General features: G+C 45.8%; 22 protein-coding genes. 15 read left to right on the top strand and 7 right to left on the bottom strand.

What is annotated here, in order from left to right; genetic code table 11:
- Window positions 1–148: 148 nt before the first annotated feature.
- A complete protein-coding gene (locus N646_RS12750) occupies window positions 149–964 on the top strand; it encodes an alpha/beta fold hydrolase (protein WP_005379855.1) in 816 nt (271 codons plus the stop codon).
- A gap of 34 nt (window positions 965–998) precedes the next feature.
- Here the strand turns inward: N646_RS12750 and plsY are convergent, their stop codons facing one another.
- Window positions 999–1,610 carry a glycerol-3-phosphate 1-O-acyltransferase PlsY gene (gene plsY, locus N646_RS12755; protein ID WP_005379857.1) on the bottom strand — a complete coding sequence of 204 codons (612 nt, stop codon included), beginning with the start codon at window positions 1,608–1,610 and terminating at the stop codon, window positions 999–1,001.
- A gap of 250 nt (window positions 1,611–1,860) precedes the next feature.
- Here plsY and folB point away from each other — a divergent pair, with 250 nt between their 5' ends.
- From folB to N646_RS12770, 3 genes are read left to right on the top strand one after another with little or no spacing between them, the layout of a single operon-like run.
- Complete coding sequence (folB, locus tag N646_RS12760) at window positions 1,861–2,220, top strand: bifunctional dihydroneopterin aldolase/7,8-dihydroneopterin epimerase (RefSeq protein WP_005379859.1); 360 nt, start codon at window positions 1,861–1,863, stop codon at window positions 2,218–2,220.
- On the top strand, window positions 2,217–2,699 hold the full coding sequence (gene folK, locus N646_RS12765) for a 2-amino-4-hydroxy-6-hydroxymethyldihydropteridine diphosphokinase (RefSeq protein ID WP_005387457.1): 483 nt from the start codon (window positions 2,217–2,219) through the stop codon (window positions 2,697–2,699). Before folB ends, folK begins: the two co-directional genes overlap by 4 nt.
- Before the next feature lie 14 nt (window positions 2,700–2,713).
- Entirely contained in the window at window positions 2,714–3,517 is an 804-nt protein-coding gene (locus N646_RS12770) for an undecaprenyl-diphosphate phosphatase (RefSeq protein ID WP_017820255.1), read from the top strand.
- 52 nt (window positions 3,518–3,569) lie between these two features.
- Here the strand turns inward: N646_RS12770 and N646_RS12775 are convergent, their stop codons facing one another.
- Entirely contained in the window at window positions 3,570–4,790 is a 1,221-nt protein-coding gene (locus tag N646_RS12775; RefSeq protein ID WP_005379907.1) for a multifunctional CCA addition/repair protein, read from the bottom strand.
- A 137-nt stretch (window positions 4,791–4,927) separates the two neighbouring features.
- Here N646_RS12775 and N646_RS12780 point away from each other — a divergent pair, with 137 nt between their 5' ends.
- The 3 genes from N646_RS12780 (at window position 4,928) to ggt (ending at window position 9,234) form a co-directional block, all read left to right on the top strand.
- A complete protein-coding gene (locus N646_RS12780) occupies window positions 4,928–6,544 on the top strand; it encodes an ExeA family protein (RefSeq protein WP_017820254.1) in 1,617 nt (538 codons plus the stop codon).
- Window positions 6,544–7,230 (top strand): general secretion pathway protein GspB, encoded by a 687-nt coding sequence (locus N646_RS12785; protein ID WP_017820253.1) that lies wholly within the window; start codon window positions 6,544–6,546, stop codon window positions 7,228–7,230. The genes N646_RS12780 and N646_RS12785 overlap by 1 nt, the downstream gene beginning before the upstream one ends.
- Window positions 7,231–7,503: 273 nt before the next feature.
- Window positions 7,504–9,234 carry a gamma-glutamyltransferase gene (gene ggt / locus N646_RS12790; protein ID WP_017820252.1) on the top strand — a complete coding sequence of 577 codons (1,731 nt, stop codon included), beginning with the start codon at window positions 7,504–7,506 and terminating at the stop codon, window positions 9,232–9,234.
- Window positions 9,235–9,322: 88 nt separating this feature from the next.
- On the opposite strand, the gene N646_RS12795 is transcribed toward ggt, so the two are convergent.
- The 3 genes from N646_RS12795 to N646_RS12805 form a co-directional block, all read right to left on the bottom strand.
- Window positions 9,323–9,934 (bottom strand): TIGR04211 family SH3 domain-containing protein, encoded by a 612-nt coding sequence (locus N646_RS12795; RefSeq protein ID WP_005379900.1) that lies wholly within the window; start codon window positions 9,932–9,934, stop codon window positions 9,323–9,325.
- Between the two features lie 178 nt (window positions 9,935–10,112).
- Window positions 10,113–11,372, bottom strand: coding sequence for an inorganic phosphate transporter (locus N646_RS12800; RefSeq protein WP_017820251.1), 1,260 nt, complete (start codon window positions 11,370–11,372; stop codon window positions 10,113–10,115).
- 131 nt (window positions 11,373–11,503) lie between these two features.
- A complete protein-coding gene (locus tag N646_RS12805) occupies window positions 11,504–12,184 on the bottom strand; it encodes a TIGR00153 family protein (protein WP_005379896.1) in 681 nt (226 codons plus the stop codon).
- Between the two features lie 212 nt (window positions 12,185–12,396).
- Here N646_RS12805 and N646_RS12810 point away from each other — a divergent pair, with 212 nt between their 5' ends.
- Window positions 12,397–13,929, top strand: coding sequence for a CYTH and CHAD domain-containing protein (locus N646_RS12810; RefSeq protein WP_005379894.1), 1,533 nt, complete (start codon window positions 12,397–12,399; stop codon window positions 13,927–13,929).
- Window positions 13,930–13,969: 40 nt separating this feature from the next.
- On the opposite strand, the gene N646_RS12815 is transcribed toward N646_RS12810, so the two are convergent.
- A complete protein-coding gene (locus N646_RS12815) occupies window positions 13,970–14,743 on the bottom strand; it encodes a potassium channel family protein (protein WP_005387432.1) in 774 nt (257 codons plus the stop codon).
- Between the two features lie 105 nt (window positions 14,744–14,848).
- On the opposite strand from N646_RS12815, the gene N646_RS12820 reads away from it, so the two are divergent.
- The 3 genes from N646_RS12820 (at window position 14,849) to hldE (ending at window position 20,559) form a co-directional block, all read left to right on the top strand.
- The gene (locus tag N646_RS12820; RefSeq protein ID WP_005379890.1) at window positions 14,849–16,105 is read left to right on the top strand and encodes a methyl-accepting chemotaxis protein; all 1,257 of its coding nucleotides are present in this window, start codon (window positions 14,849–14,851) and stop codon (window positions 16,103–16,105) included.
- 112 nt (window positions 16,106–16,217) lie between these two features.
- Complete coding sequence (gene glnE, locus N646_RS12825) at window positions 16,218–19,061, top strand: bifunctional [glutamate--ammonia ligase]-adenylyl-L-tyrosine phosphorylase/[glutamate--ammonia-ligase] adenylyltransferase (protein WP_017820250.1); 2,844 nt, start codon at window positions 16,218–16,220, stop codon at window positions 19,059–19,061.
- A gap of 67 nt (window positions 19,062–19,128) precedes the next feature.
- Window positions 19,129–20,559, top strand: a complete 1,431-nt coding sequence (hldE, locus tag N646_RS12830; RefSeq protein ID WP_017820249.1) for a bifunctional D-glycero-beta-D-manno-heptose-7-phosphate kinase/D-glycero-beta-D-manno-heptose 1-phosphate adenylyltransferase HldE — start codon at window positions 19,129–19,131, stop codon at window positions 20,557–20,559.
- A gap of 177 nt (window positions 20,560–20,736) precedes the next feature.
- Here hldE and tolC read toward each other — a convergent pair whose 3' ends face one another.
- Complete coding sequence (gene tolC / locus N646_RS12835; protein WP_017820248.1) at window positions 20,737–22,101, bottom strand: outer membrane channel protein TolC; 1,365 nt, start codon at window positions 22,099–22,101, stop codon at window positions 20,737–20,739.
- Between the two features lie 229 nt (window positions 22,102–22,330).
- On the opposite strand from tolC, the gene nudF reads away from it, so the two are divergent.
- The 4 genes from nudF (at window position 22,331) to yqiA (ending at window position 24,924) form a co-directional block, all read left to right on the top strand.
- Window positions 22,331–22,981: an ADP-ribose diphosphatase gene (gene nudF, locus N646_RS12840; protein ID WP_017820247.1), complete on the top strand. Its 651-nt coding sequence runs from the start codon at window positions 22,331–22,333 to the stop codon at window positions 22,979–22,981.
- Complete coding sequence (locus N646_RS12845; RefSeq protein WP_017633603.1) at window positions 22,981–23,424, top strand: DUF1249 family protein; 444 nt, start codon at window positions 22,981–22,983, stop codon at window positions 23,422–23,424. The genes nudF and N646_RS12845 overlap by 1 nt, the downstream gene beginning before the upstream one ends.
- Before the next feature lie 61 nt (window positions 23,425–23,485).
- Window positions 23,486–24,292, top strand: coding sequence for a 3',5'-cyclic-AMP phosphodiesterase (gene cpdA / locus N646_RS12850; protein WP_017820246.1), 807 nt, complete (start codon window positions 23,486–23,488; stop codon window positions 24,290–24,292).
- A 47-nt stretch (window positions 24,293–24,339) separates the two neighbouring features.
- Window positions 24,340–24,924: an esterase YqiA gene (yqiA, locus tag N646_RS12855; protein WP_017820245.1), complete on the top strand. Its 585-nt coding sequence runs from the start codon at window positions 24,340–24,342 to the stop codon at window positions 24,922–24,924.
- Window positions 24,925–25,004 lie beyond the last annotated feature (80 nt).

Consider the following 25,004-nt stretch of genomic DNA (forward strand, 5'->3'; position numbering starts at 1 on the left):
GTTCTTTGTAATAAAGGTCTCTGCTCCTCAGAGGCCTTTATTTTTAATTATTCAATGAACCGCCTCGTTTTACATTCTGACTGATGCGATCAGTTCGCGATTGTTTCAGTGCTAGGATGACGTGGAAGAATAAGAAATGGATATAACAATGAATAAGTTTGAAATTGAAGGTCAGCAACTTGCTTATCTAGATAAAGGTGAGGGCCCTGTGCTTCTATTTGGTCATAGTTACCTTTGGGATAGCCAAATGTGGGCGCCACAAGTTGAGGTTTTAAGCCAGTCATTCCGTTGTATTGTGCCAGATCTTTGGGCACATGGTGAATCGGACGCTGCACCTGCATCGACACAGTCATTGGCCGACTATGCACAACATATGTTGGCATTGATGGATCATTTAGATATCGAAGAATTCTCGATAGTGGGCTTATCTGTTGGCGGCATGTGGGGAGCTGAGCTAACGGCTCAAGCGCCGCAACGTGTTAAGTCACTGGTATTGATGGATACCTTCATTGGCTGGGAGCCAGAAGTTACGTATAAAAAGTATTTTGCAATGCTTGATACCATCAGCCAAGTCCAAGCAGTGCCTGCGCCAATTATTGAAGCCGTTGTGCCGCTGTTCTTTGCCAACAACGTCAATCAGGATAACCCTAAACTTGTCGCTTCATTCAAACGCAGTTTAGAAGAGCTGAACGGTGAGCGTGCGGTGGAAGTAGCTCGCATGGGGCGCATGGTGTTTGGTCGCCGTGATGTGATTGAAGATTCGGAAAAATTCGCTCTGCCGACGTTAATTGCGGTGGGCTGTGAAGATAAGCCTCGCCCGGTTTTCGAATCGTATTTAATGAAAGACTGTATCACGGGCAGTGAGTTGGTAGAAATTCCGCAAGCGGGACACATCAGTTGTTTAGAACAGCCGGAGTTCGTCAACCAAATGTTGTTGAACTTCCTGAATCGAGTTCATGCGTAACCAATGCATCCCTCTTTAAACGAAAAACTCGGCATTAAGCCGAGTTTTTTTGTGTCAGTTTCTTCTCGCCGATTTTTGGCTCGTCGCCAGACAAAAGCCGACGAATATTTTGATGATGCTTAAATACGATTAAGCAACACAGCATAGCAACAGGTAACGTGTATTGCGGTTTAAACATCCAAGTATAAAACGGAGTGACCAAAACCGTGACGAGAGCCGCTAAGGATGAATAGCGGAATAGCGCGGCTACTGACAGCCAAGTTAACATCACCAATCCTGTTAAGTCCAAACCAATCGGAGCGATAGCGCCAAGCGCGGTTGCGACACCTTTTCCGCCTTTAAAGTGGAAAAAGATGGGGTACATGTGGCCAAGACAGGCAGCAATGGCGATGACGCCAAGAATGATAGGGTCGATACCAAGAAAGTATCCGCCCCACACGGGGATAGTGCCTTTGAGCATATCGCACAACAAGACTGAAACAGCGGCTCCTCGTCCGCCAATACGCAATACGTTCGTTGCTCCAGGATTGTTAGATCCCACACTGCGTGGGTCTGGCAGTTTTAAGAGTCGACAGATCAAAACCGCACTGGAAACCGAACCTAATAAATAGGCGGCCATTGTCATTATCAGTGCCAGTGCGTCCATAGAAGTCCTTGATGGATTGGAATTTAATGCTCGGTTCCCGCGTAGTTGCTATCATACCCCGAATTTACATAATGCAGAAATCCTCACTGTGATAGAGCTTGCATTATGTGATTTCTTGTATATAAAGATGCTTTCGCAGTTTATACCTAAGTAACATTGTGATGACCAAAGTAAATGTTACTTAGGTATAGAATACTACGATCAAATTACCCCTCACGGGTATCCGACCTCTGTAATAGAAGGACATAAGATGGCTCTGGATAAAGTTTTTATTGAACAGTTAGAAGTAATCACCACAATTGGCGTGTACGACTGGGAGCAACAAATCAAACAAAAGTTGGTTCTAGATATTGAAATGGCACACGATAATAAACCTGCGGGCAAAAGTGATGATGTGCAAGATGCACTGGATTATTCGCAGGTGAGTGAGGCGGTACTTAACCACATTGAAAATGGTCGTTTCTTACTGGTCGAGCGCGTGGCTGAAGAAGTAGCAGAGCTTATCATGCTGCGTTTCTCAGTGCCTTGGGTGAAAATCCGCCTAGCGAAGCCTGGCGCCGTGCCGCAAGCACGTGCTGTTGGTGTGGTAATTGAGCGAGGCCGAGCATGATCACCACCTATATCGGTGTTGGGACGAACGTAGAAAGAGAGCAACATGTGCTTGCTGCGTATCAGGAGCTGCAACGGCTTGGAGAAAATCTCCTCGTATCACCGATATATGAATGCGAACCTATTGGTTTTAGCAGCAAGAATTTCTACAACTTTGTCGTTGCAATGCGTACCGAGTTGTCATTAGAAGAGTTGAGCCATCAACTACGCGAGATTGAATTTAAGTGGGGACGCGAAGAAAACGCGCAAAAGTATCAGGATCGAACACTGGATCTCGATATAGTGTTGTTCGGTGAGCGCGTCTCCAAGAAAAAACCTGAGCTACCTCGCAGTGATATCTACAAATATCCTTTTGTCACAAAGCCGCTGTATGATCTCGAACCGCAATTAGTGATCCCAGGCGATGGACGCACAGTCGCAGACATTTGGCATGCTATGCAGCCAGTCGATTCGCTCAAACCCGTTTCCTTTCATTTTTAATTTGAGTTGTTTACATGAGTTATTTTGAAGCCTTTATTTTGGCTCTGATTCAGGGGCTGACAGAGTTTTTGCCTATTTCAAGCTCTGCCCATTTGATCCTGCCTTCCGCTATTTTAGGATGGGAAGACCAAGGTCTAGCCTTTGATGTTGCTGTTCACGTCGGTACATTAATGGCTGTCGTGATCTATTTTCGTCATGAAGTAATCACTTTGTTTCAAGCGTTATTTGCTTCGATCTTTAAAGGAGATCGCAGTAAAGAAGCTAAATTGGCTTGGATGATCGTGATTGCGACGATTCCAGCTTGTGTGTTCGGCTTATTGATGAAAGACATCATTGAAGTGTATCTACGTAGCGCTTACGTCATCGCGACTACTACGATCGTATTTGGCCTGTTGCTATGGTGGGTAGACAAAAACGCTAAACTCGTTGCCGATGAATACCAAACGGGTTGGAAGAAAGCTGTATTTATCGGTATTGCTCAAGCCTTAGCGATGATTCCTGGAACTTCACGTTCAGGGGCGACCATCACAGCAGCGCTTTACCTTGGCTTTACTCGAGAAGCGGCTGCCCGATTTTCGTTTTTAATGTCGATCCCAATCATTACATTAGCTGGTAGCTACTTAGGCATGAAGTTAGTGACCAGTGGTGAACCTGTCCATGTTGGTTTCTTAATGACTGGCATTATCACATCGTTTATCAGTGCGTACATCTGTATCCACTTCTTCTTGAAGATGATTTCACGAATGGGCATGACACCGTTTGTGATTTACCGTCTCATTTTGGGCGTCGGTTTGTTCGCTTTTCTATTAAGTGCATAATTGATGTTAACGAAAAACGCCCGCGAAATCCGCGGGCGTTTTTGTTTGTTCGTTACTTCTTAAGTGCTGCTTTCACTGCTTCAATACGTCGTTTTTCTTGCTCGTCACGAATCGCAGGGCCTTTAAAGCCCTCTTTGATAATGGCTTGAACGTCAACTGCCGCTGCTGCTTGGTAGGCTTGCCTAAAAATATCCGCCTGTGGATATGGTTGCGTTTCCAGTCCTTTACGACCAGCGTGATCCGCTTGGCAGCAAAGCAAGATATCTTGCAGACGTTCGGACTTACGCCACACATCAAGTTTATTGAGTATTTTAATTATGGTTTGTGGTTTAAGTTCAGCCGCGCGATGAATATTGGAGTGCTGTTCGCACACCATCAAGGCTAAATCACGAAACTCATTTGGTACCCGGACACGTTCGCACAGCTTTTTGATCAGTTTTAATCCTGTATGGCAATGCATTTTGTGGCTTGGCCATTCGCTCTCTGGCGTCACGCCCTTACCCAAGTCATGCACTTGGGCGGCAAACCTGACGGGGAGTGAGTTACTCAATTTTGCGGCTTGCTCTGCCACCATCAAAGTATGGATGCCAGTATCGATTTCTGGATGCCACTTCTCAGGTTGAGGTACGCCAAATAGTGCATCAATTTCAGGTAACACCACGGTTAATGCACCACAGTCTCGTAGAACCGATAAGAAAATATCAGGGCGAGGAGTAGAGAGAGATTTATGCCATTCTTGCCAAACACGCTCGGGAGTCAGTGTGCTCAGCTCTCCGGACTCTGCCATGTGACGCATTAACCGCATGGTTTCGTCGGCAACCGTAAAGTTTAGATCAGCAAGCTTCGCTGCGAAGCGAGCGACACGTAAAACGCGTAGAGGGTCTTCAATAAAGGCGTCTGATACATGGCGTAGCAGTTTATCGTTGAGATCTTGCTGGCCACCATATGGGTCATGGATCGTGCCATCACTCTCCATTGCCATCGCGTTAATGGTTAAATCACGACGTATCAAATCTTCTTCTAAGGTGACGTTTTGATCGAAGAAACATTCAAAACCAGTGTAACCAGAACCTGACTTTCTCTCTGTTCGTGCAAGGGCATATTCTTCTTTACTTTTGGGATGCAGAAATACAGGAAAGTCTTTACCAACGGCGGTGTATCCTTGGGACAGCATCATCTCGGGCGTCGCGCCTACGACCACCCAGTCGTTGTCATAACTATCAATTCCGAGCAATTTATCTCGAACTGCGCCACCTACTAAATAAACTTGCACGAATTACCTCTTAATTTATGGATATGCCGTTGGACATTGTAGCAAGCAATGGTACTTTTCTTTACTCCTAAGAATAGAAGAAGAGCGTTTATACCATGTCTGACTATTCCCAGGTGGTTTTTTAGCTGGAGAGCCTAATGTATAAGGACTTTTTTGGGTTTGTCGAACAACCATTTTCGATTGTTCCAAACTCACGTTATTTGTATTTAAGCCAACGTCACAAAGAGGCAATCACACATCTCCAAGCTGGGCTAGGCGATGGCGGTGGCTTTGCTATGCTTACTGGCGAAGTAGGTACAGGCAAAACGACCGTCGCAAAAGCGATGCTGGCGAATTTGGGTGATAACACCAAAGCGGGTCTTATTCTCAATCCCACGTTTTCGAGTAGAGACTTGCTCGAAGCCATTTGCGATGAGTTCAAAATCACCTATCCGCCAGATGCAAACCTCAAACAGCTAAACCAGGTTATCCATCAATATTTGCTGCGTAATTATCGTTCAGGCTGGCAGACATTGCTGGTCATTGATGAGGCTCAACACCTTGCCGCCGACGTTCTAGAGCAGTTGCGCTTGTTGACCAACTTGGAAACCGATACCAGAAAATTGCTCAAAGTGTTGTTGGTCGGGCAGCCTGAATTGCAGCGGTTATTACAAACAACACAACTACGCCAACTTGCCCAGCGTATTACCGGGCGTTATCACCTGTTGCCGTTGGATGAAAAAGAGACAGAAGATTACATCGCATTTCGACTACATACAGCAGGTGGCGACCAGCAACTGTTTAATCGTGCTTCTTGTAAACTTATAGCCAAATACAGTCACGGTATACCGCGGCTCATCAACCTTATCTGTGACAAATCCCTCAACATTAGTTATCACCAGGGTAATGTGGTGGTGGATAAGCAAACCGTTCAGCAGGCCTGTGAAGAGGTGATGCAGTTTCAGGCAGATATTTATCAGCAAGATAAAAAAGAGCGCCGGACTTTCCGTTGGCCTGCTTGGGGCTCTGTCACGGTAGGCCTTATTGCTGCATTAAGTACGGGGTGGGCGGTCGTGAATTATATGCCAGCTCAAGCGACGTCAGTGTTGACACAAGTGACGGAGCCAAGAGTAGAGCCAACACCAACCGTCGTCAGCCAACAGTTAACGGATGAGCAGCGTGCTTTATTGTTAACACAAAAACAGTCGAACCTCGCTGTAAATGATTTGTATCGTTTGTGGGGGTATCAAGCATCGGTTCGCGATAACCTTTGTTTGTCAGAACCGCAGTCGACTATGCGTTGTGAGCGTAAAATGGCGACTTGGCCGCTGTTGATGCAACAAAATCGCCCTGTGATCTTGGAGTTGAATTATCAAGGTGATGTTGGGTATGTCATTCTATATGCCGTCGGTAATGACCAAGCTGAAGTGCTCAATGGTAAGCAGCGTCTCCGTCTGCCAATTTCATGGTTAAAGCCGTTGTGGCAGGGCAATATTATCGAACTGTGGCATGCTCCGCTGAATGAAACATTACGTTTAGACATGGAAGGCCCTGCGATTGAAGTATTAGACCGATTATTAGCAGAAGCGGTGAGTGAGCCACTGCTTGAAACGTCTATTTTTGATGGTGCGATGAAAGAGCGAGTCGAGTTATTTCAACGCTGGCAAGGAATTGGTGTCGATGGTATTGCAGGTAAGCGAACGCTAGACCGACTTCAGCAAAATGTTCAGCCAGATGCGCCTCAACTGGCGAGAATAGAGAAGGAGGACGCATAATGTCAGCTGTGAAACATATAGGTCTGTTCTTGCTGCCAATCACTGCTTCTGCTATTGGAGTCGCTTGGTACTTAGATCTCTTTGCACCGAGTGTTGAAGTAGATACAACGTCCCCGATAGAAAAGGTCGAAGTGGTATCACCTTTCAAAGTATTAGACTATCCAGAGAACACCCAGTTGGCCCAATTGCCAAGAGAGTGGCCAAGTGCAGAGCTATCGCGTGATTTTGGTACATTTACCACCCCCGATGAATACACGAGCCATACACCAAGCAGAGATGAAACACGCAACTCAGCATCAACCCAAACGACTTCTCCTGCTGAAGAGGACCTCGGGTTGTCTTTGGATGATCTGGATTTATCCTCATTATCTCCTGATTTAGCTAGGAAGGTCGAAAATGCCTTATCCCGAGATGATGACAACTCTTCATCACAAACGGCACGCGTGAACGATTTAGAGCGCAACGCTCACCAGTGGCAAGGGCGTCTACCTGCGCTTAATTTGCAAACCCATATGTACGCTAGTGATGAAAATCGCCGTTGGGTGAAAATTAACAATGTTGAGTATCATCAAGGGGATGTCGTTGATGATCAGGTCACTCTAAGAGAAATACAACCGCAAGCTGTGATTGTTGAGTTCCAAGGTGAGCAAATTCGTATACCAGCGTTGTATGAGTGGAAAGGCTAACTCTTGTAGAAACACATCAAGCCAGCGAAATCATATCGCTGGCTTTTTATTTTTCAGAGCATCTTTTGCATCTATTCTGGTGATGATTTTTAGATACTCAAACAAGCAAAATATAGCTTTTCTCAGTCGTTTAAATAGCACCAATATCATTCATCTATTGATAGCGCGATTCCAGTCAGCGTTGTGTAAAAAGACACCATTTTCACGAACTTCGGAGTAATGACTTGGTCCACGTTAGACCCCATCACATAATAGGAGTCTAAACAGAGACACATGCGTATTCTGATTTTTTCTTTAAGCATTGTTGCATCGACAAGCTATGCAGCAAAGCCAGACCCATTCCCAGTTACACCAGATAGTCGCGGGCAAGATTTCATGGTCAGTGCGACGAATCCTTACGTGAGCAGTACCGGTTACTCAATATTGAAAGAAGGCGGTAACGCTGTTGATGCCATGGTCGCGATGCAGATGGTGATGTCTGTCGTTGAGCCAGATATGACCGGAATTGGCGGCGGGACTTTCGCGCTGTTTTATCAACATGACGAGAAAAAATTTCTGGCCCTTGATGGTCGAGATGAAGCGCCCTCTAGCGCGAACCCTGAAATGTTTGTTGAGAATGGGGAAGTACTCAGTCGCAACGAAATATTAGGCCCTCGTTCTGTTGCGGTTCCGGGCACGTTGCGGTTGCTTTACACCACTCATGAACAATACGGCAAGTTGCCATGGGCAGAGCTGATTAAGCCGGCGATTACATTGGCGAGCAATGGGTACGCGATGAACAGCTACACCTACGACATCGTAGTAAGAGAGCAAAGCCGACTTGAGCAAGATCCGGAAGTGAAAGCCTTGTATTGGCAAGGGGACGATATTAAGCCGACGGGAACCTTGATGAAGAACCCTAAGATGGCTGAGACGCTGAGGAAGATCGCGCAACAAGGCGATAGTTACCTTTATGGTGGTGAGCTTGGTCAGCACATCGTAGAGACGGTTAATAGTCGTATTGACGACCAACACGAGAAGTTGTCTTTAGAAGATTTTAAACATTACCAAGTGAAGCAGCGTGACATCATTGAGAGCGACTACCGTGGGAATAAAATCGTCTCTTTTGGTTACCCTGCATCCGGTGGTCTGATGGTCTCCCAAAGCCTTGAGCTACTTGAGCCTTACGAACTCTCACAAATGGCGAAGACGGATGTTGAGCCTTGGCGCTTAATGACTGAGGCGATGCGCATTGCTAAGGCTGACCGTATCGCGTATGCCGGCGACCCAGATTTTGTCGAAGCGCCAACGGGTGAATTGCTGTCCAGAGAGTACTTGGATGAGCGTCGTGGACTTATTCCAAGTGAAGGGGTAGCAAAAGAGAATCCAAAAGCAGGGCACGTCACCGCAACACAATACGCGCAGTACCAAGGTTTTGAGAGCAAAGATACAGGGCATATTTCTATCGTCGATAGAGATGGAAATGCAATAGCAATGACTAGTACGGTAGGAACGGGTATGGGCTCGGGTGTGATGGTCGATGGCGTTATCTTGAACGCGCAGATGGCTAACTTCTCACCTCTGCCAACGGTTAACGGCAAACCTACGCAAAACTCAATTGAAGCGGGCAAGCGTCCACGTTCGGCTATTACGCCATTAATGGTGATGGACAGTGATGATAATTTGCGTTTGGTGGTTGGGTCACCAGGTAGTTCACAAATCCCGGGGTATGTACTAAAAACCGTGGTTGGGGTGCTGGATTGGAACTTATCAGCGCAAGAGGCTATTGACTTACCAAACATCCAGTATGGCACTAAGATAGACCGCACCAAGTCTTATGACCCGACTGGTTTGCTGGTGGAAAAGAAAACGTTCGCAGAAATGTTGGTGCCTGAGTTTATGGAGCTTGGCTACCCAGTGCACGTTATTCCAGTGGTAAGCGGTTTGAATGCAATTGAGCTAAAAGATGGCAAGCTTTATGGCGCAACGGATCGTCGTCGAGCCTCTAGTTCAATGGGGGAGTAGTACTCACTTCTATCAAACGAAGCAAACTAAAAAGCCAGTCAATATCGACTGGCTTTTGCGTTCTTTTTAAAGATAAAAGCGTAAGGGTTTATGCCCAACCCGCAGGAGAGCGCTTTCTACGAGGCATGACATGCGGAAGAATCAAACCAAATAGTAAACCTAAACCTGCGACACCGCCGCCATAAGTGAAGTACTTAAGCAGCATGTCATCTTTTTGTGTATCCAGTTTTGCGCGTAGCTCGCGGTTTTCTGTTTCAACAGAAGTAAGCTGATCACTGATCTCAGAGTATTTATTTTCTAGATCTGAAATTTGTTGGTTACGTGTTTCGAGAGAGGTAACAAGACCGGCTTTCTCTGCATCAGAAGTTTGACGAGCATTAGCAAGCTGCTCTTTTACTTCGGCTAGCTCTTTCTCAATGCGAGGAAGGCGAATTGCCATGCTCTCTTGGTTTGTCACAAACTTGCTTTGTACCCAACCAGTGCGACCACGGTCATCACGAACTTGCGTATAGCCAGTATCTCGGTTGGTTTTAATCAGTTGTACTTTAGAACCGGCGTTAACACTACCGATAATACGGTAGGTGTTATTTGGACCTGAGTGCATAAAAGTGAAGAGGTCATCAGAAATATAACGGTCTGCTGCTAGGGCCGCTGGCGCTGCTAGCAAAGTAAACAAAACCGTGATGATTAGTTTTTTCACAGTAAATCCCTTAACGATTTTTCTTGGAGACAGCGTTGGCACCGAATGATTGGAGCCGGAAATAGACGAATAGTATGCAGTTTCAAACCTCGGTGCAACAAAGAAGGGAGGCAAAGCCTCCCTTTCTGTGCGTTTGAGTCAATAATGACAAAGCGCTTACATTCTATTGACGAGTGTCTTAAGCGAACATCGCTTGAAGTCCGTAGAAGAATACTACGGCCAATAACGCACCCGCTGGTAGTGTAACGATCCATGATGCCACGATGTTACGAACTACGCCTAGGTTCAGTGCTGCGATACCACGAGCAAAGCCAACACCGAGAACCGCACCAACCAATGTTTGAGTGGTTGAAATTGGCAGGCCTGTACCAGACGCTAGAACTACCGTACATGCTGTTGCTAGCTGTGCTGCAAAACCGCGGCTAGGCGTTAGCTCAGTGATGCCTGTACCAACGGTTGCCATTACTTTGTGACCCAGTGTTGCAAGACCGACCACGATACCAATACCACCAAGAGGTAGAATCCACCAAGCGATGGCGCTTTTCGTGCTGATTTCGCCCATGTGTTCAACAGTCGATACGACAGCAGACAGTGGACCAATGGCGTTTGCAACGTCGTTTGAACCGTGTGCAAATGCCATCGCACAAGCGGTGATAACCATCAGAACGCTGAAGATACCTTCCACGCCAGAAAAGCTGCGGTCCTCTTCGCGATTAGCGAATTTTTTCTGGATGTATACGTAGCCGCCAATCATCACAAGTGCTGAAACTGCTGCTGCCCACATCCAGGCTTCACCATTGGTCAGGTGAAGACCAACGTGTTTTAGACCTTTTTTGATGGTTACAAGTGCAATCACCATTGTTGTGATGAACATGTAAACAGGTACAAAACGTTTCGCGTTAAACAGAGGGTTCTCAGTATCAAAAATCAGGCGCTGTGCGCTGACAAAGATAACGTAAGCAAAGAAACCTGAAATCACTGGCGTAATAATCCAGCTACCAACAATGCCTTGAACGCTGCCCCAGTCAACCGCTTCAGTACCTACTGATACGCATGCAAAACCAATGATTGCACCGATGATTGAGTGAGTCGTTGATACTGGCCAGCCCATGTAAGAAGCAAGAAGCAGCCATGTACCTGCTGCTAAAAGCGCAGACATCATGCCGTAGACAAGAACATCTGGTTGACTAGCAAATAAAGAAGTTTCGATTACACCTTTACGGATAGTGTCGGTTACTTCACCGCCTGCAAGGTAAGCACCTGCAAATTCGAAGATCATCGCAATGATGATAGCTTGTTTTACAGTTAGCGCTTTTGAACCTACAGATGTACCCATCGCATTAGCAACGTCGTTCGCGCCAATACCAATCGCCATCATGAAACCAAAAATCGCTGCAACAATAATCAGGACAGTGCCGTAGTTCGCAAGGATATCCATCGTAATACCTAGTTGTTTTATAACAAGCGGAACAAAATTTTACGCGCGCCAAACCATAAGACGATGAAAATAGTCATCGTCCCTATGACACGTGTTAATTATGCTCTTCGTTATGTCGTTAACTTTATGTTTTAAGATCGAGATAGCATGACTTCCAAACGAGCACCTACGCGCTGCGCTTGGTCGGCAATACCACCTACCCATTCAAGAATCTTGTACAGGAACATGACATCGATAGGGTTCATGTCAGCTTCAATCACCATCAACTGTTGGCGAAGTTCAATCTGCATGGCATCGGTATCATCTTCGATAACGTCTAATTGATGAATCATTTCAGCGACGAGCGTCACTTCACGGCCTTTGAAGCCGGTTTCTAGCAATTCATCAAGTTCATTGATTACCTTTTGCGCCTGATCGGCAGCATCAAGACAACGTTGAACGTAAGCGAGGAAGTTTGGTTGGAGAGCCTCAGGGATGACAAGTTGACGACCATATACACGGCCAGCAATGTCTTTTGCCAGGTTTGCAAGTTTGTCCTGTTGAGTCAAAAGCTCAAGCATGTCAGTACGGTCGACTGGCATGAACAAACCGCGAGGCAGTTTTAGACGGATTTCACGTTTCAGCACATCCGCTTCTTTCTCTAGGTGAGAAATTTGTGCACGGATTTCTGCTGCTTTTTCCCAATCACCCTTTGAAGATACTTCAAAGAATTTCACCAAGTGTGAACAACATTCGTTGACACACACAACGTGGCGTTGCAAAGGCTTAATTGGGGACTTTGCAAATAACCCCATAATTGTATTTACTGGCATGGTCATTCAACCTAATAACTATAACCTTAAAAAAACATACACCATTTCTGAGTGCTTGGCGAAATGTTGAACGATGGCTATAAAGGCGCGCATGGTAACGCATTAAATCGCTCATTAAAACTGTTTTAGATCATCAATCCGGCGATATTTCTCTCTTGCCGTGTGAGAAATTACGCAATATCCTGTTTCTATCTGCTTTGAAAGGTATAGCTATGGAAACCGAAATAGAACTGAAGTTTTTTGTTTCTCCTGAATTTTCAGAAACTTTAAAAGAAAAAATTTCTGAGACAAAAGTACTTCAGCATAGTTGTCGTGACTTGGGTAACACCTATTTTGATACTGCCGATAAATGGCTTCGAAAGCACGACATTGGTTTAAGAATTCGCCGTTTTGATGATGTATTCGTCCAAACCGTAAAGACAGCAGGACGCGTCGTCGCAGGCTTACATCAAAGACCAGAATACAATGCTGAGCACACTAGCGACGAGCCTAATCTGTCGCTTCATCCTCTAGATATTTGGCCTCCAGGTAAAGATGCAGAAACGCTGCAATCCGAGCTTATGCCATTATTCTCGACCAACTTCACACGTGAACAATGGCTGATTGGCATGCCCGATGGCAGTCAGATTGAAGTTGCCTTTGACCAAGGCTTAGTTGTAGCCAAAGGTGAAGACGAAGAAGAGAAGCAAGAGCCGATTTGCGAAGTTGAACTGGAACTTAAGTCAGGCCAAACCGAAGCTTTATTCACGCTGGCACGCAGCTTTTGCGAGCAAGGCGGTATGCGTTTGGGTAACTTGAGCAAAGCGGCGAAAGGTTATCGACTTGCAAGCGGTTATGCGGGTGATGAAGTAAAATCATTGGCACTTGTGGACAGTAGTCCGACGGATACCGTTGAATTTTGCTTGATCAACTCTTTAGAGCACGCTTTGTCTCATTGGCATTATCACGAGCAAATTTATGCTGAGCGTGACAGCGTGGAAGCACTGCGTGAAATCAGTAATGCCATTCGTTTCATTCGTCAAACATTGACTATTTTTGGCGGGATTGTCCCTCGTCGCGCGAGTGCGATTCTGCGCCAAGAGCTTAAATGGTTGGAAGAAGAACTGAGTTGGTTAGATGAGCATGCACACCTTGAAGAGCTCTTAGATGACAAAGGCAATGTGCTGCGTAAGTTGGATGCGCGTAAGTTCTTAGTATCTGAGCTGACTCAGCAGTTACAAGAGTTGCCAAGCCGTGAAGAAGTGCTAGGGTTGCTCAATTCCGCGCGTTACACAGGGTTACTGCTGGATCTAAGCCGCTGGATCTTAGCACGCGGTTGGCAGCCATTTCTTGATGAAAAAGCACGTGAAAAAATGGCAAGTAACATCATGCCGTTTTCAGTTACTCAGCTCGATCGCACTTGGGCTGAGCTAATGGAAGCTTTCCCAGCAGAGCGCGATTTGACGGCGCAAGAGTACGTTGATCAGCGTTATCGCTTATTGCGTAACCTCTATACTGGTATTGGTTTCGCGAGTTTGTATAACTCGGATGAGCGTAACAGCTTCCGTTTACCATGGGCGGATCTAGTGCATGGTATCGATGATCTGCTAATGCTGAACCACTTACTCCCGTTGGTTGATATGCTGGAAGACGCAGAAAAAGAGCAGTTAGAACGCTGGTTGCACCGTCAAGAGCGCTCAATTTTGCATGCAATGGATCAAACCCGAGCGATCAGTGTGGAAGTTCAGCCTTATTGGCGTGAATGATCGTTCTGGTGATAAGAACAAAAAATAGGACCGCATGGTCCTATTTTTTTGTCTCTGTTTTACGTTGTTGTAGCTCTTTTTCCATGAAATCGAGTCGTTCTAGTATTTGCGCTTGTTGGCTTAGGAGCTGCTCGAGCATACGTTCTTTATTGATTGAACTGTGCGTCTGTTGTTTCGTTGGGGCAGTAAGGATAGAGGTGATAAGACCCGAGATCATACCAAAGATACCCACCCCGCAAACAATGATGATGACAGCCAAAAACTTTCCTATGGAGGTCACTGGATAATGATCGCCGTAACCAACCGTTGAGATTGTTACAAATACCCACCACAAAGCATCGGCGCCAGTACGAATATTCGCTTCTGGGTTTTTCGCTTCGATAAACAGCATTGCACTAGAACCGAGTGTTATGAGGATAACCATCAATAGCAGTATAGAGGCGACCGTGGTTTCGCGGCGGTTTTCTTTGAGCTGATGCAAAATGAACTTTGACGAACGCAGTACTAATACCACTCGCATAATATGAAAAATACGAGCAAAGCGCAGGGGCTCTATCAATGGGATGCTCGCTACGAAATCTATCCAATGACGTTTAAGGAATAACCAGCGATCTGTGGACCGGATCAAATCAATGGTGAGCTGTAGTAGAAAAATACTACAGATTATGAAATCCAGACCGATAAGAACTTGACGGGTTTCGTGATCGATCGGGAAAAACAACAAGCCAGAGATCACAAATAGTGCCATAAAAGACAATATTAGTGACAACAGGCCCATCGGTCGTGTGCTGTCTTTGATATCATTGTTTTTCATACGAAGCTCAAAATAAATCGCGTAACCACGCAAAGCGCGAACATAACTATAAGTAATATAAAGATTATAGATAAAGACTATATAAGACTCGGTGGAGAACTGACAATGGAAAAGCTGGCATTTAAGCCATGGGAAAGGGTCATATCCGACATTCGACTGGTGCCTAAAATGGTCATGTTGATGGTCTTCAGTACTGTCCTGATCGTGGCAAAACAACTGTGGGACGCAAACACTTTTTACGACTCACTTTTAGCGGCGACACAAAACGCGCAAGTTGCCCAACAGCATTATGAAGCATATTTAACGCAAGTTGCTTGGCAAACCGCCTTATTGATTGTGGTTTTTGTCGTGCTCTTATTAGCGGCGGCTAGAGTGATGTTGCGTCAAACACAGTATCTGAGCGACGCGATCAAACTGATGGCGAGCAAGAACCTCTCTGTTCCATTTGGTATGGATTGTAAAGATGAATACGGAGACGTGGCACGTGAATTAGAAAAGACACGTCGACAATTGCACGATGTGATTCAAATGCAAATTAATGCGTCTGATGAATTATCAACGCTCACCGAAGTCATGACGCTGAGCATGTCGGAAACGAAGGAATCGGCGCAAGAAGAGTTTAACGAAATTGATCAACTTGCTACGGCGATGAGTGAAATGTCGTCGACGGTCCAAACGGTTGCGGAACATGCCCAGACGGCATCTTCTCTAACAGAGCAAGCTTCCGCACAAGCAATTTCTGGTCAGCAGTTCTTGCAAAGTACAATGGCGAAAATGAGTGAACTTTCGTCGGATATCGCTTCATCGGCACAAGCGGTTAACCAAGTTGAAGAACGTGTTGAAGCCATTGGTAGCGTTGTAGGGACGATTCAAGGCATTTCTGAACAAACCAACCTGCTTGCACTGAATGCGGCGATTGAAGCGGCGCGAGCTGGCGAGGCTGGGCGGGGTTTTGCTGTGGTTGCAGATGAAGTTCGTAACCTTGCCCAACGTACACAACAAGCGACGGTAGAAATTCAAGAGATGATCGCACAGCTGCAAACCAGTGCTGAATCTGCGGTAGAACTCATGGAAAAAAGCGTTGTAGAAGCGGCAGATGGAAACGAGCTGGTTTCTAATGCTGGATCTGAGCTCGATGGTATTGTTGGGCAAGTGACGCAAATCAATGACATGAACTTCCAGATCGCGACGGCGTCTGGTCAGCAAAGCAGTGTTGCAGAAGAGATGAGCCAAAACCTCACCAATGTACGTGAGTTGGTTGAAGCCTCAGTTGTTGTTGTTACCGAGCTGCTAGAAACCTCTGAAATGATGCAAAATAATGCAGGTGAGCTAGACAAGAAGATCAAATCTTTCCAAGTTTAATATTCGATCCCGAACTTTTGATAAAACGCCCACAAACCTTTTGTGGCGTTTTTATTTGCTTTCAGTCTGGTATAAAGAATGAGTTACCGTGCTTTTCAAACAAGGAAGAAAAATGCAGCTGCCTTCGCCACTGATTTCTATCGCTGAATCTGCCGTACAAAACGCCCAAGACGCAGGTTATTTTCCCCTTTGGCCCGATGAGGTTGCGCAGCAATTTCGTTATGTGGCGGGCTTAAGCCAGTTTATAACTGAAGCCATTCATCGCGATGAAGTCCTAGCCCGTGAGTTGCCAAGTATGTTAGCGCAGCCAAGTCGTCAGGAGTCTTACCGCTCACGCCTTGCTGAACTGTTGGAACAATGTCCTGATGAGATGTCTGGTCATCGCGTATTGCGTCAGTTTCGCAATCGAGAAATGGTGTACATTGCGTGGAAGGATTTCACGCATGCATGGTCTCTAGAGACGTCTTTAAGCCACTTATCTGAGTTGGCAGAAGCGATGATTTTTGAAACCTATCAATGGCAATATCAAGTGTGTTGTCAGGAGTGGGGCACGCCAACAAGTGAGGACGGTGAAGTGCAGCCGATGTTAATTATCGGCATGGGGAAACTGGGTGGTGGCGAGCTAAACTTTTCTTCCGATATTGATCTAATTTTCACGTACCCAGAGAATGGCGAAACCCAAGGCGCACGCCGAAGCATTGCCAATGCCCAGTTCTTTACTCGTCTTGGTCAACGCATCATCAAAGCGCTCGACCAACAAACCTTCGATGGTTTTTGCTACCGCGTCGACATGCGACTTCGCCCATTTGGAGAAAGTGGCCCCTTGGTAATGAGCTATGCCGCACTTGAAGATTATTACCAAGAACAGGGGCGAGATTGGGAACGCTACGCGATGATCAAAGCTCGGGTGATGGGATGTGAGATGTACCCGCAGTATCAAGAGCTACGCCAAATGCTGCGCCCTTTTGTTTTTCGTCGTTATATTGATTTCAGTGCGATTCAATCTTTGCGACGAATGAAGTCGATGATCAGTAGCGAGGTTCGCCGCCGAGGGTTGAATAACAACATTAAGCTAGGTGCGGGTGGCATCCGAGAAATTGAATTTATCGCTCAAGTTTTTCAATTAATTCGAGGTGGTCGAGAGCCTTCTTTGCGTAATCGAGGGCTGTTGGAAACGCTGCAAGGCATTGAAGAGCTGGCATTGCTTACTCCACAAGAAGTCAGCGATCTAGAAGCCGCATACAAGTACTTGCGTCAATTAGAAAACTTGTTGCAAGCAATGGCGGATAAGCAAACCCAGACGCTGCCTGATTGCGAAACCGAACGCTTAAAGCTCGCCACCGCGATGAAAATGAGCTGTTGGGAGCAATTAATTGAGCAAACCCAGCAGCATATGGCAAATGTTCACCAAGTTTTTGAATCACTAATTGGTGATGATGAAGAAGACGAGGGGACTACCGTTGCTCGTCATTTTCATGAGCTATGGGATATGGCCGACAAACAAGACGTTCTTGAGCATATCCTGCTGCAAGATATTCAGATTGAAGACTTTGCTTCATGCGCGAAAACCATCATCAACTTTAAAACCGATCTGGCCAAAAAAACGTTAGGCCCACGTGGACGCGAAGTGCTCAATCGTTTGATGCCGAAAGTGTTTGATGCGGTCTTTGCCCATCCTGATGCACAGTTTGGTTTATCTCGTGTACTTCATTTGCTACACAACATCTGCACTCGCACAACTTACTTGGAATTATTGGATGAGCATCCAGCGGCTCTGGTGCAGCTCGTACGTTTGTGTACCGCAAGCCCAATGATTTCAGAGCAGCTGTCTCGTTATCCTATCTTGCTTGATGAGTTAATCGACCCTGCGCAGCTGTACAATCCCATTCCATTAGACAGTTACCGTACAGAGCTGCGTGATTATTTGGCGCGTATTCCTGAAGATGATATGGAACAGCAAATGGAAGCGTTGCGTCAGTTTAAGCAAATTTGTATTTTGCGTATTGCAGCGGCAGATATTGCTGGCGCATTGCCAGTGATGAAAGTGAGTGACCATTTAACTTATTTAGCGGAAGCTATCGTGGATGCGGTGATCTGTCAGGCTTGGTTGCAAGTATCTGAAAAGTATGGCGAGCCAACGCATGTGAAAGATCGTGAAGGCAAAGGCTTTGCTGTAATTGGCTATGGTAAAGTCGGAGGGTGGGAGCTCGGCTATAACTCCGACTTGGATATTGTCTTCATGCATGACTGCCCAGTCAATGTCTACACTGACGGCAAAAAAGAGATTGATGGTCGTCAGTTCTACCTTCGTTTAGCACAGCGTATCATTCATATTTTCTCCACTCGCACCGCTTCCGGTATTTTATACGAGGTCGATACCCGATTGCGTCCGTCCGGTGCATCGGGTTTGTTGGTTAGCCCAACGGACGCGTTCGACGACTATCAACATCAAGACGCGTGGACATGGGAGCATCAAGCACTTGTCCGCGCGCGCATGATTTATGGTGATGAACCACTGGCGATCGCATTTCACAATACGCGGCATGATGTGTTGTGCAAAGCACGCGATCAAGCTGAACTGAAAAAAGACGTTGTCAAAATGAGAGAAAAAATGCGCGGTCATCTTGGGGGGAAAAAGCCAGGCCGCTTTATGCTCAAGCAAGATGTGGGTGGGATTACCGATATCGAATTTCTCGCTCAGTACCTAGTGCTCAACTATAGTCACGATAAGCCGAAATTGACGCGTTGGTGTGATAATGTGCGCATCTTTGAAACGCTCATTGCGCAAAATGTCATGGACGAAGACCAAGCAATGCAGTTGATACGTGCTTACACGACAATGCGCAACGAAATACACCGACGAAATCTACTCAATTTAGACGCTGATGTGGTGGAAGACAAGTTTGTTGCCGAAAGGGAGTGGGTAAAACAGGCTTGGAATCAGTGGTTCAGTTAAGACCATATATTTAGCCTCGATAAGGGCTGTGATAAACTCACTTCGATTTAATTTTTGGAGACCAACAATGAAACCAATTCTACCTGATTACAACAGCGCTGGTGTGCTCATCATCGGTGATGTCATGCTAGATCGTTACTGGTATGGCCCAACCGGGCGCATTTCTCCTGAAGCGCCGGTTCCTGTTGTAAAAGTAGAAAACAATGAAGAGCGTCCTGGTGGTGCTGCGAACGTTGCGATGAACATCGCATCACTAGGTGGCCATGCTCACATTGTTGGTCTAACTGGGGAAGATGAGCCTGCAAAAGTGCTGACGGAGACGCTGAGCTCACTCAATGTGAAGTGCGATTTCGTTGCACTGCCTGATTACCCAACGATTACGAAGCTTCGTGTAATGAGCCGTGGACAACAGCTTATTCGTCTCGACTTCGAAGACAAGTTTGAAAACACAGATTCTGCGCCAGTGTTATCTCGAATGGATGCCGCACTGCCAAACGTTAAAGCCGTGATTATGTCTGACTATGCAAAAGGCTCGTTAGAGCATGTTCAGGCATACATTCAAAAAGCGCGCGCAGCAAATATTCCGGTTTTCATTGACCCGAAAGGTGCGGATTTTGAACGCTACCGTGGCGCAACACTTCTTACGCCAAACATGAAAGAGTTCGAAGACGTTGTAGGTAAAGTGAAATCTGACCAAGAGCTAGTAGAGAAAGCACTGGCTTTGGTTGAAGAGTTTGAATTTGAAGCGCTTTTGGTGACACGCAGCGAAAACGGAATGACCTTGATTCGTCGTGGTCAGGAACCGTTCCACCTTCCAACTCAAGCGAAAGAAGTGTACGACGTGACAGGTGCGGGCGACACGGTTATCTCTGTATTGGCAGCGTCTGTTGCCGCAGGCAAATCATTTGAAGAAGCGTGTGCACTAGCAAACGCAGCGGCAGGTGTTGTAGTTGGTAAACTAGGCACGTCAACGCTTTCTGAGATTGAATTAGCTGAAGCGGTACATGGCAGCCAAGACACGGATTACGGTGTTATTTCAGAAAAAGCACTGATCGAAGCGGTGAAAAAAGCACGTGCTCGTGGCGAGAAAGTCGTTATGACAAATGGCTGCTTTGATATTCTACACGCTGGCCATGTGTCTTACTTAAACCATGCTGCTGAACTGGGCGATCGCCTAATCGTTGCGGTAAATACCGATGAGTCAGTAAAACGCCTTAAAGGCCCTGGTCGTCCGGTAAACCCAACCGATCGCCGCATGGCGGTGTTGGCAGGTTTGGGCGCTGTGGATTGGGTTGTACCATTTAGTGAAGATACGCCGCAGCGTTTGATCTCAGAAGTTCTACCAAGCTTGCTAGTAAAAGGCGGTGACTACAAACCAGAAGATATTGCTGGTGGTAAAGAAGTCATTGCGGCGGGTGGTGAAGTTCGTGTATTGAACTTTGAAGATGGCTGCTCGACCAGTGAAATCATTAATGCAATCAAAGGCGGTAAGGGCTAAGCCTGCTGTTTGTTAGCATTGAAATGCTATTTGCTCATAAAGGTCGCTAAGTGCGGCCTTTATGATACTTGATGCTAAGAGACACTTTTAGGCTCTGAACTACAAGTAATAAAAAACGCCAGCTGATAACTCAACTGGCGTTTTTATTTATTAAGACCTGAAGTATTCAATTCGCGGTTATTTTGCCGCTTTCAAACCTGCATCAACGTCTAAGATGTCTTGTTCGCTTAGCGTACCAACTGCTTGGCGTAGCTGAAGAACACTTAAAATGTAGTCGTAACGAGCGTTCGATAGGTTTTTGTTCGCATCGTATAGACGACGAGTCGCGTCCAGTACATCAACGATAGTACGAGTACCTACATCAAAGCCAGCTTCTGTTGCTTCTAGTGCAGAGCGTGCAGAAATAACCGCTTGCTCATACGCACGTAATGCGCCGATAGAGGCGTTAATGTTGTTGTTTTGTGCGCGAACATCTTTGACTACGCTACGGTACTGTGCTTCAAGATCTTCGCTTGCTGCCACGTATGCGTATTCAGCTTGTTTGGTTTGAGAGGTTACGTTACCACCTGTATATAGCGGTACAGCAAGGTTCACACCGATATTGAAGTTGTCACTAGTACGGTCACTATTGGCATTGCGGTTTAGGCCACTATTGAATGTGTTGTCCGTTCCTGAGTAATCTCCGTAATTGTAACCACCATCTAGAGAGAGCGTTGGTAAGTGGCCAGAGCTTGCTAGTGAAATATTGTCACGCGCGATGTCTTGAAGAATACGTGAAGATAGCAAGGTCAGGTTTTTGGTTTTTGCTTCATCAATGAGTGATTCAGCTGGTACGGTCGATGGGCTAGCGGTGAAGCGGCCAGTATCCAAAATGTTGAGATCTTTGTGCTCTTGGCCTGTAATTTCACGCAGTGACTCGTAGCTATTAGTTAGCGCGTTTTCTGCCAACACTTCGTCCGCTAGCACTTGGTCGTACTGAGCTTGTGCGTCATGCACGTCAGTGATTGCAGACAAACCTACTTCAAAACGCTGTTTAGTTTGCTCTAATTGACGACCCACTGCGGCTTTTTCTGCTCGTACGAAAACAAGATTATCTTGCGCGCGTAGAACTTCAAAATATGCTTGTGACACGCGAAGGATCAGTGCCTGTTGCGTCGCTGCGTAAGTCGCGTCTGCTTGGCGAGCGCTTTTCTCAGCAGTATCTAGAGAGATCCAAGATGCGCGATTGTATAGAGTTTGTGAGAAACTTACCCCAGCAGTTAGAGCATCTTGATCATTCGATGATTTGCCCAGAGCGCCATCGTTATAATCGTTGTCACCACGAGTTAAATTGTAACCCGCAGTAAGGTTAATTTGTGGTAATAGAGCACTACGGCTTGAGGTGATTGCTTCGAAAGCTTGGTCACGTTGTGCTGCTACACTGAGCAATTGTGGATCATTTTGTTTTGCCAAGTCGTAGATTTCAGCCAAAGAGTCTGCGAACGCAGACGTACTCATGCTACCTAGCGCTGCACTGATAAATAGTGGAAGCAATTTTTTCATTTTCTATTCCCGCGGTCCATAGATTGGTTAATTCTCAGTAGTTTAACTCAATTTGCACGATATTTACTCTAAAGTTTGCACTTTTTTACACGTAATTATCCACTTGTGCAATAAATTTTTAGCAAAGACTTAAATTAATTTGTAACTATTATACAAAAAGTTGAGCCAAGTCCTTTGAGCAAGCGAATAACAATGAGTAAACTACAGGATTCACTCAGAGAGGTGTTGAATGCAACAGCGTGACAAACAACAACAAGATTTTACTTCGCGAGATGTAAAAGTCATCTCGAAAGAAACCTTATTTGAAGGTTTTTTCAAAATGGTGAAATACCGCTTTCAGCATAGGCTATTTGCTGGTGGTTGGAGTGGAGTTGTCGAACGAGAAATGTTCGAGCGTGGTCACGCAGCAGCGATGCTTCCTTATGATCCAAAGACGGACCAGGTCGTAATCATTGAACAGATTCGTATTGGCGCGTTGGAACATGAACACCCTTGGCAGCTAGAAATTGTCGCCGGTATGATTGACCGCGATGAATCTGCTGAAGCCGTAATTCGTCGAGAGGCTGTCGAAGAAGCGGGGATTCAGGTGGGGCGCGTTGTACCTGTCACTTCTTATTATCCTTCGGCTGGTGGTTGCTCGGAAAAGCTAGACGTCTTTGTTGGTGAAGTGGATGCGTCTAAAGCGCACGGCATTCATGGTTTAGACTATGAGAATGAAGATATCCGAGTTCATGTCATGAGTCGTGAAACGGCGTATCAATGGGTGAAGGACGGGAAATTTGAAAATGGTGCGTCGATTATTGCGTTGCAATGGCTGCAATTACACCATCAAGAGTTAAAGTCAGAATGGGGACAATCCCAAACGGTGGAGAGTGAGTAATGGCACAATTGGCTGAAAAACAACAATATCATGTTGATTTAGCTGGTCTTATGAGAACGTATGAGACCAACTACGCTAAGTTGAACGCCTTATTGCCTGCTTCTGCCGAAGTTGGGGATGTACGTTGCTACCAAGCGGCGAACATGGTTTACCAATTGACCGTGAATGAAATCACAAAATACACCACAGTTGTTGAGATATGTCAGAGTGATGAAACGCCAGTGTTTCCTTTACCGACGATGTCTGTCAGGCTTTATCATGATGCGAGAGTAGCCGAAGTATGCTCAAGCGGAGAGTTCTCTCGCATAAAAGCTAAGTATGATTATCCCAATGACCAACTGATGCAGAAAGATGAAAAGCATCAATTAAACACATTCCTCGGTGAATGGCTGACGTTTTGTTTACGAAGTGGTATCAGTAGAACACCACTTGCCTTCAATTGATCGTCACGTCACTAAAGGAAAATAACAAATAACGATATAGTGGACGAATCAGGTTTTCATTTTGCAATCATCTAGTGACAGCATCAAACTTTTACAAATTACGGATACTCATCTGTTTGCTGCCGATGAGGGAGGTTTGCTAAGCGTAAAAACAGTCGATAGCTTTAATGCTGTTGTTGCTGATGTTTTACGCCGCAACGTGGCGTTTGATTACATCTTGGCGACGGGCGATATTTCCCAAGACCATAGTGCAGAATCTTATCAGCGCTTTGCCAACGGCATTGAACCGCTAGAGAAAGACTGCTTTTGGCTACCTGGTAATCATGATTACAAGCCTAATATGGGCAGTGTTTTGCCTTCGCCACAAATCAAAGCCGCAGAGCATGTGTTGCTTGGCGAGCATTGGCAGTTAATTCTTTTAGACTCGCAAGTTGTTGGCGTTCCTCATGGGCGCTTGAGTGATCAGCAATTAACGCTACTCGAAGAAAAGCTAGCCGAACACCCAGAAAGACACACACTTGTTTTGTTGCATCATCACCCGTTACTGGTGGGAAGCGCGTGGCTTGATCAACATACTTTAAAAGATGCCGAAGCGTTTTGGCAGGTTGTCGAGCGTTTTGATAACGTGAAAGGCATTCTCTGTGGTCATGTTCATCAAGATATGAATGTGCTTCACAAGGGCATTCGAGCGATGGCAACACCCTCAACTTGTGTTCAGTTTAAGCCTAACTCGGATGATTTTGCCCTTGATACCACTTCGCCTGGTTGGCGGGAGCTGCAACTACACGCTTGTGGCGATATTACGACCCAAGTAGGTCGGCTTCCTGATGGCCAGTTCCAACCAGACTTCTCTTCTAACGGCTACTAACGCGCCCGAGCTCTCTGTTCGGGCTCGCTTTTTTGTGCGAGATATCTATGAGTAAACCTTCACTTCTTCTCTATATCCATGGCTTTAATAGCTCTCCACTCTCCATGAAAGCGAATGTGATGAGAGCCTACTGCGAGCAACATAGGCCTGATATTAAGGTGATTGTTCCCCAGTTACCTTGTTATCCTCAGCAAGCGGCGAAAATGTTGTTGGATATTATCGAGCAATATAAAGACGACTATAAAATTGGTCTAGTGGGCAGCTCATTAGGCGGTTTTATGTCAACGTGGCTAAATGACAAGTTTGGGTTTAAAGCGGTAGTGGTCAACCCCGCAGTCAAGCCTTATGAGTTGCTAGTAGATTATTTGGGTAAGCAAACTAACCCATATACGCATGAAACCTATACACTTGAAGCTTGTCATATTGACGAGTTAAAAGCTCTTGATGTACAAAGCATCGCGTCGCCACATTCTTTTTGGTTATTGCAACAAACAGAAGATGAGGTTTTAGACTATCGACAAGCGGTAGATAAGTTTGCAGACGCTAAGCAAACAGTAGAACAAGGCGGTGATCACAGTTTTGTAGGCTTTGAGCGTTATCCTGCACAGATTATCGAATTTCTAGAACTGTAATTCGAAAGCGATTGGAAAAGGCTCATAGTTTTTATTGATATATCCAACCGTTTCTTGACATGGGCGGTATGCTTTCCGAC

Origin of the sequence: Vibrio alginolyticus NBRC 15630 = ATCC 17749, from assembly GCF_000354175.2 — a bacterium.
Classification (GTDB): Bacteria; Pseudomonadota; Gammaproteobacteria; order Enterobacterales; family Vibrionaceae; genus Vibrio; species Vibrio alginolyticus.

Bases quoted from the DNA above. Each gene is read 5' to 3' on its own strand.
- N646_RS12750 (WP_005379855.1), top strand. From the start codon at position 149: ATGAATAAGTTTGAAATTGAAGGTCAGCAACTTGCTTATCTAGATAAA.
- plsY (WP_005379857.1), bottom strand. From the start codon at position 1,610: ATGGACGCACTGGCACTGATAATGACAATGGCCGCCTATTTATTAGGT.
- folB (WP_005379859.1), top strand. From the start codon at position 1,861: ATGGCTCTGGATAAAGTTTTTATTGAACAGTTAGAAGTAATCACCACA.
- folK (WP_005387457.1), top strand. From the start codon at position 2,217: ATGATCACCACCTATATCGGTGTTGGGACGAACGTAGAAAGAGAGCAA.
- N646_RS12770 (WP_017820255.1), top strand. From the start codon at position 2,714: ATGAGTTATTTTGAAGCCTTTATTTTGGCTCTGATTCAGGGGCTGACA.
- N646_RS12780 (WP_017820254.1), top strand. From the start codon at position 4,928: ATGTATAAGGACTTTTTTGGGTTTGTCGAACAACCATTTTCGATTGTT.
- N646_RS12785 (WP_017820253.1), top strand. From the start codon at position 6,544: ATGTCAGCTGTGAAACATATAGGTCTGTTCTTGCTGCCAATCACTGCT.
- ggt (WP_017820252.1), top strand. From the start codon at position 7,504: ATGCGTATTCTGATTTTTTCTTTAAGCATTGTTGCATCGACAAGCTAT.
- N646_RS12800 (WP_017820251.1), bottom strand. From the start codon at position 11,372: ATGGATATCCTTGCGAACTACGGCACTGTCCTGATTATTGTTGCAGCG.
- N646_RS12805 (WP_005379896.1), bottom strand. From the start codon at position 12,184: ATGCCAGTAAATACAATTATGGGGTTATTTGCAAAGTCCCCAATTAAG.
- N646_RS12810 (WP_005379894.1), top strand. From the start codon at position 12,397: ATGGAAACCGAAATAGAACTGAAGTTTTTTGTTTCTCCTGAATTTTCA.
- N646_RS12815 (WP_005387432.1), bottom strand. From the start codon at position 14,743: ATGAAAAACAATGATATCAAAGACAGCACACGACCGATGGGCCTGTTG.
- N646_RS12820 (WP_005379890.1), top strand. From the start codon at position 14,849: ATGGAAAAGCTGGCATTTAAGCCATGGGAAAGGGTCATATCCGACATT.
- glnE (WP_017820250.1), top strand. From the start codon at position 16,218: ATGCAGCTGCCTTCGCCACTGATTTCTATCGCTGAATCTGCCGTACAA.
- hldE (WP_017820249.1), top strand. From the start codon at position 19,129: ATGAAACCAATTCTACCTGATTACAACAGCGCTGGTGTGCTCATCATC.
- tolC (WP_017820248.1), bottom strand. From the start codon at position 22,101: ATGAAAAAATTGCTTCCACTATTTATCAGTGCAGCGCTAGGTAGCATG.
- nudF (WP_017820247.1), top strand. From the start codon at position 22,331: ATGCAACAGCGTGACAAACAACAACAAGATTTTACTTCGCGAGATGTA.
- N646_RS12845 (WP_017633603.1), top strand. From the start codon at position 22,981: ATGGCACAATTGGCTGAAAAACAACAATATCATGTTGATTTAGCTGGT.
- yqiA (WP_017820245.1), top strand. From the start codon at position 24,340: ATGAGTAAACCTTCACTTCTTCTCTATATCCATGGCTTTAATAGCTCT.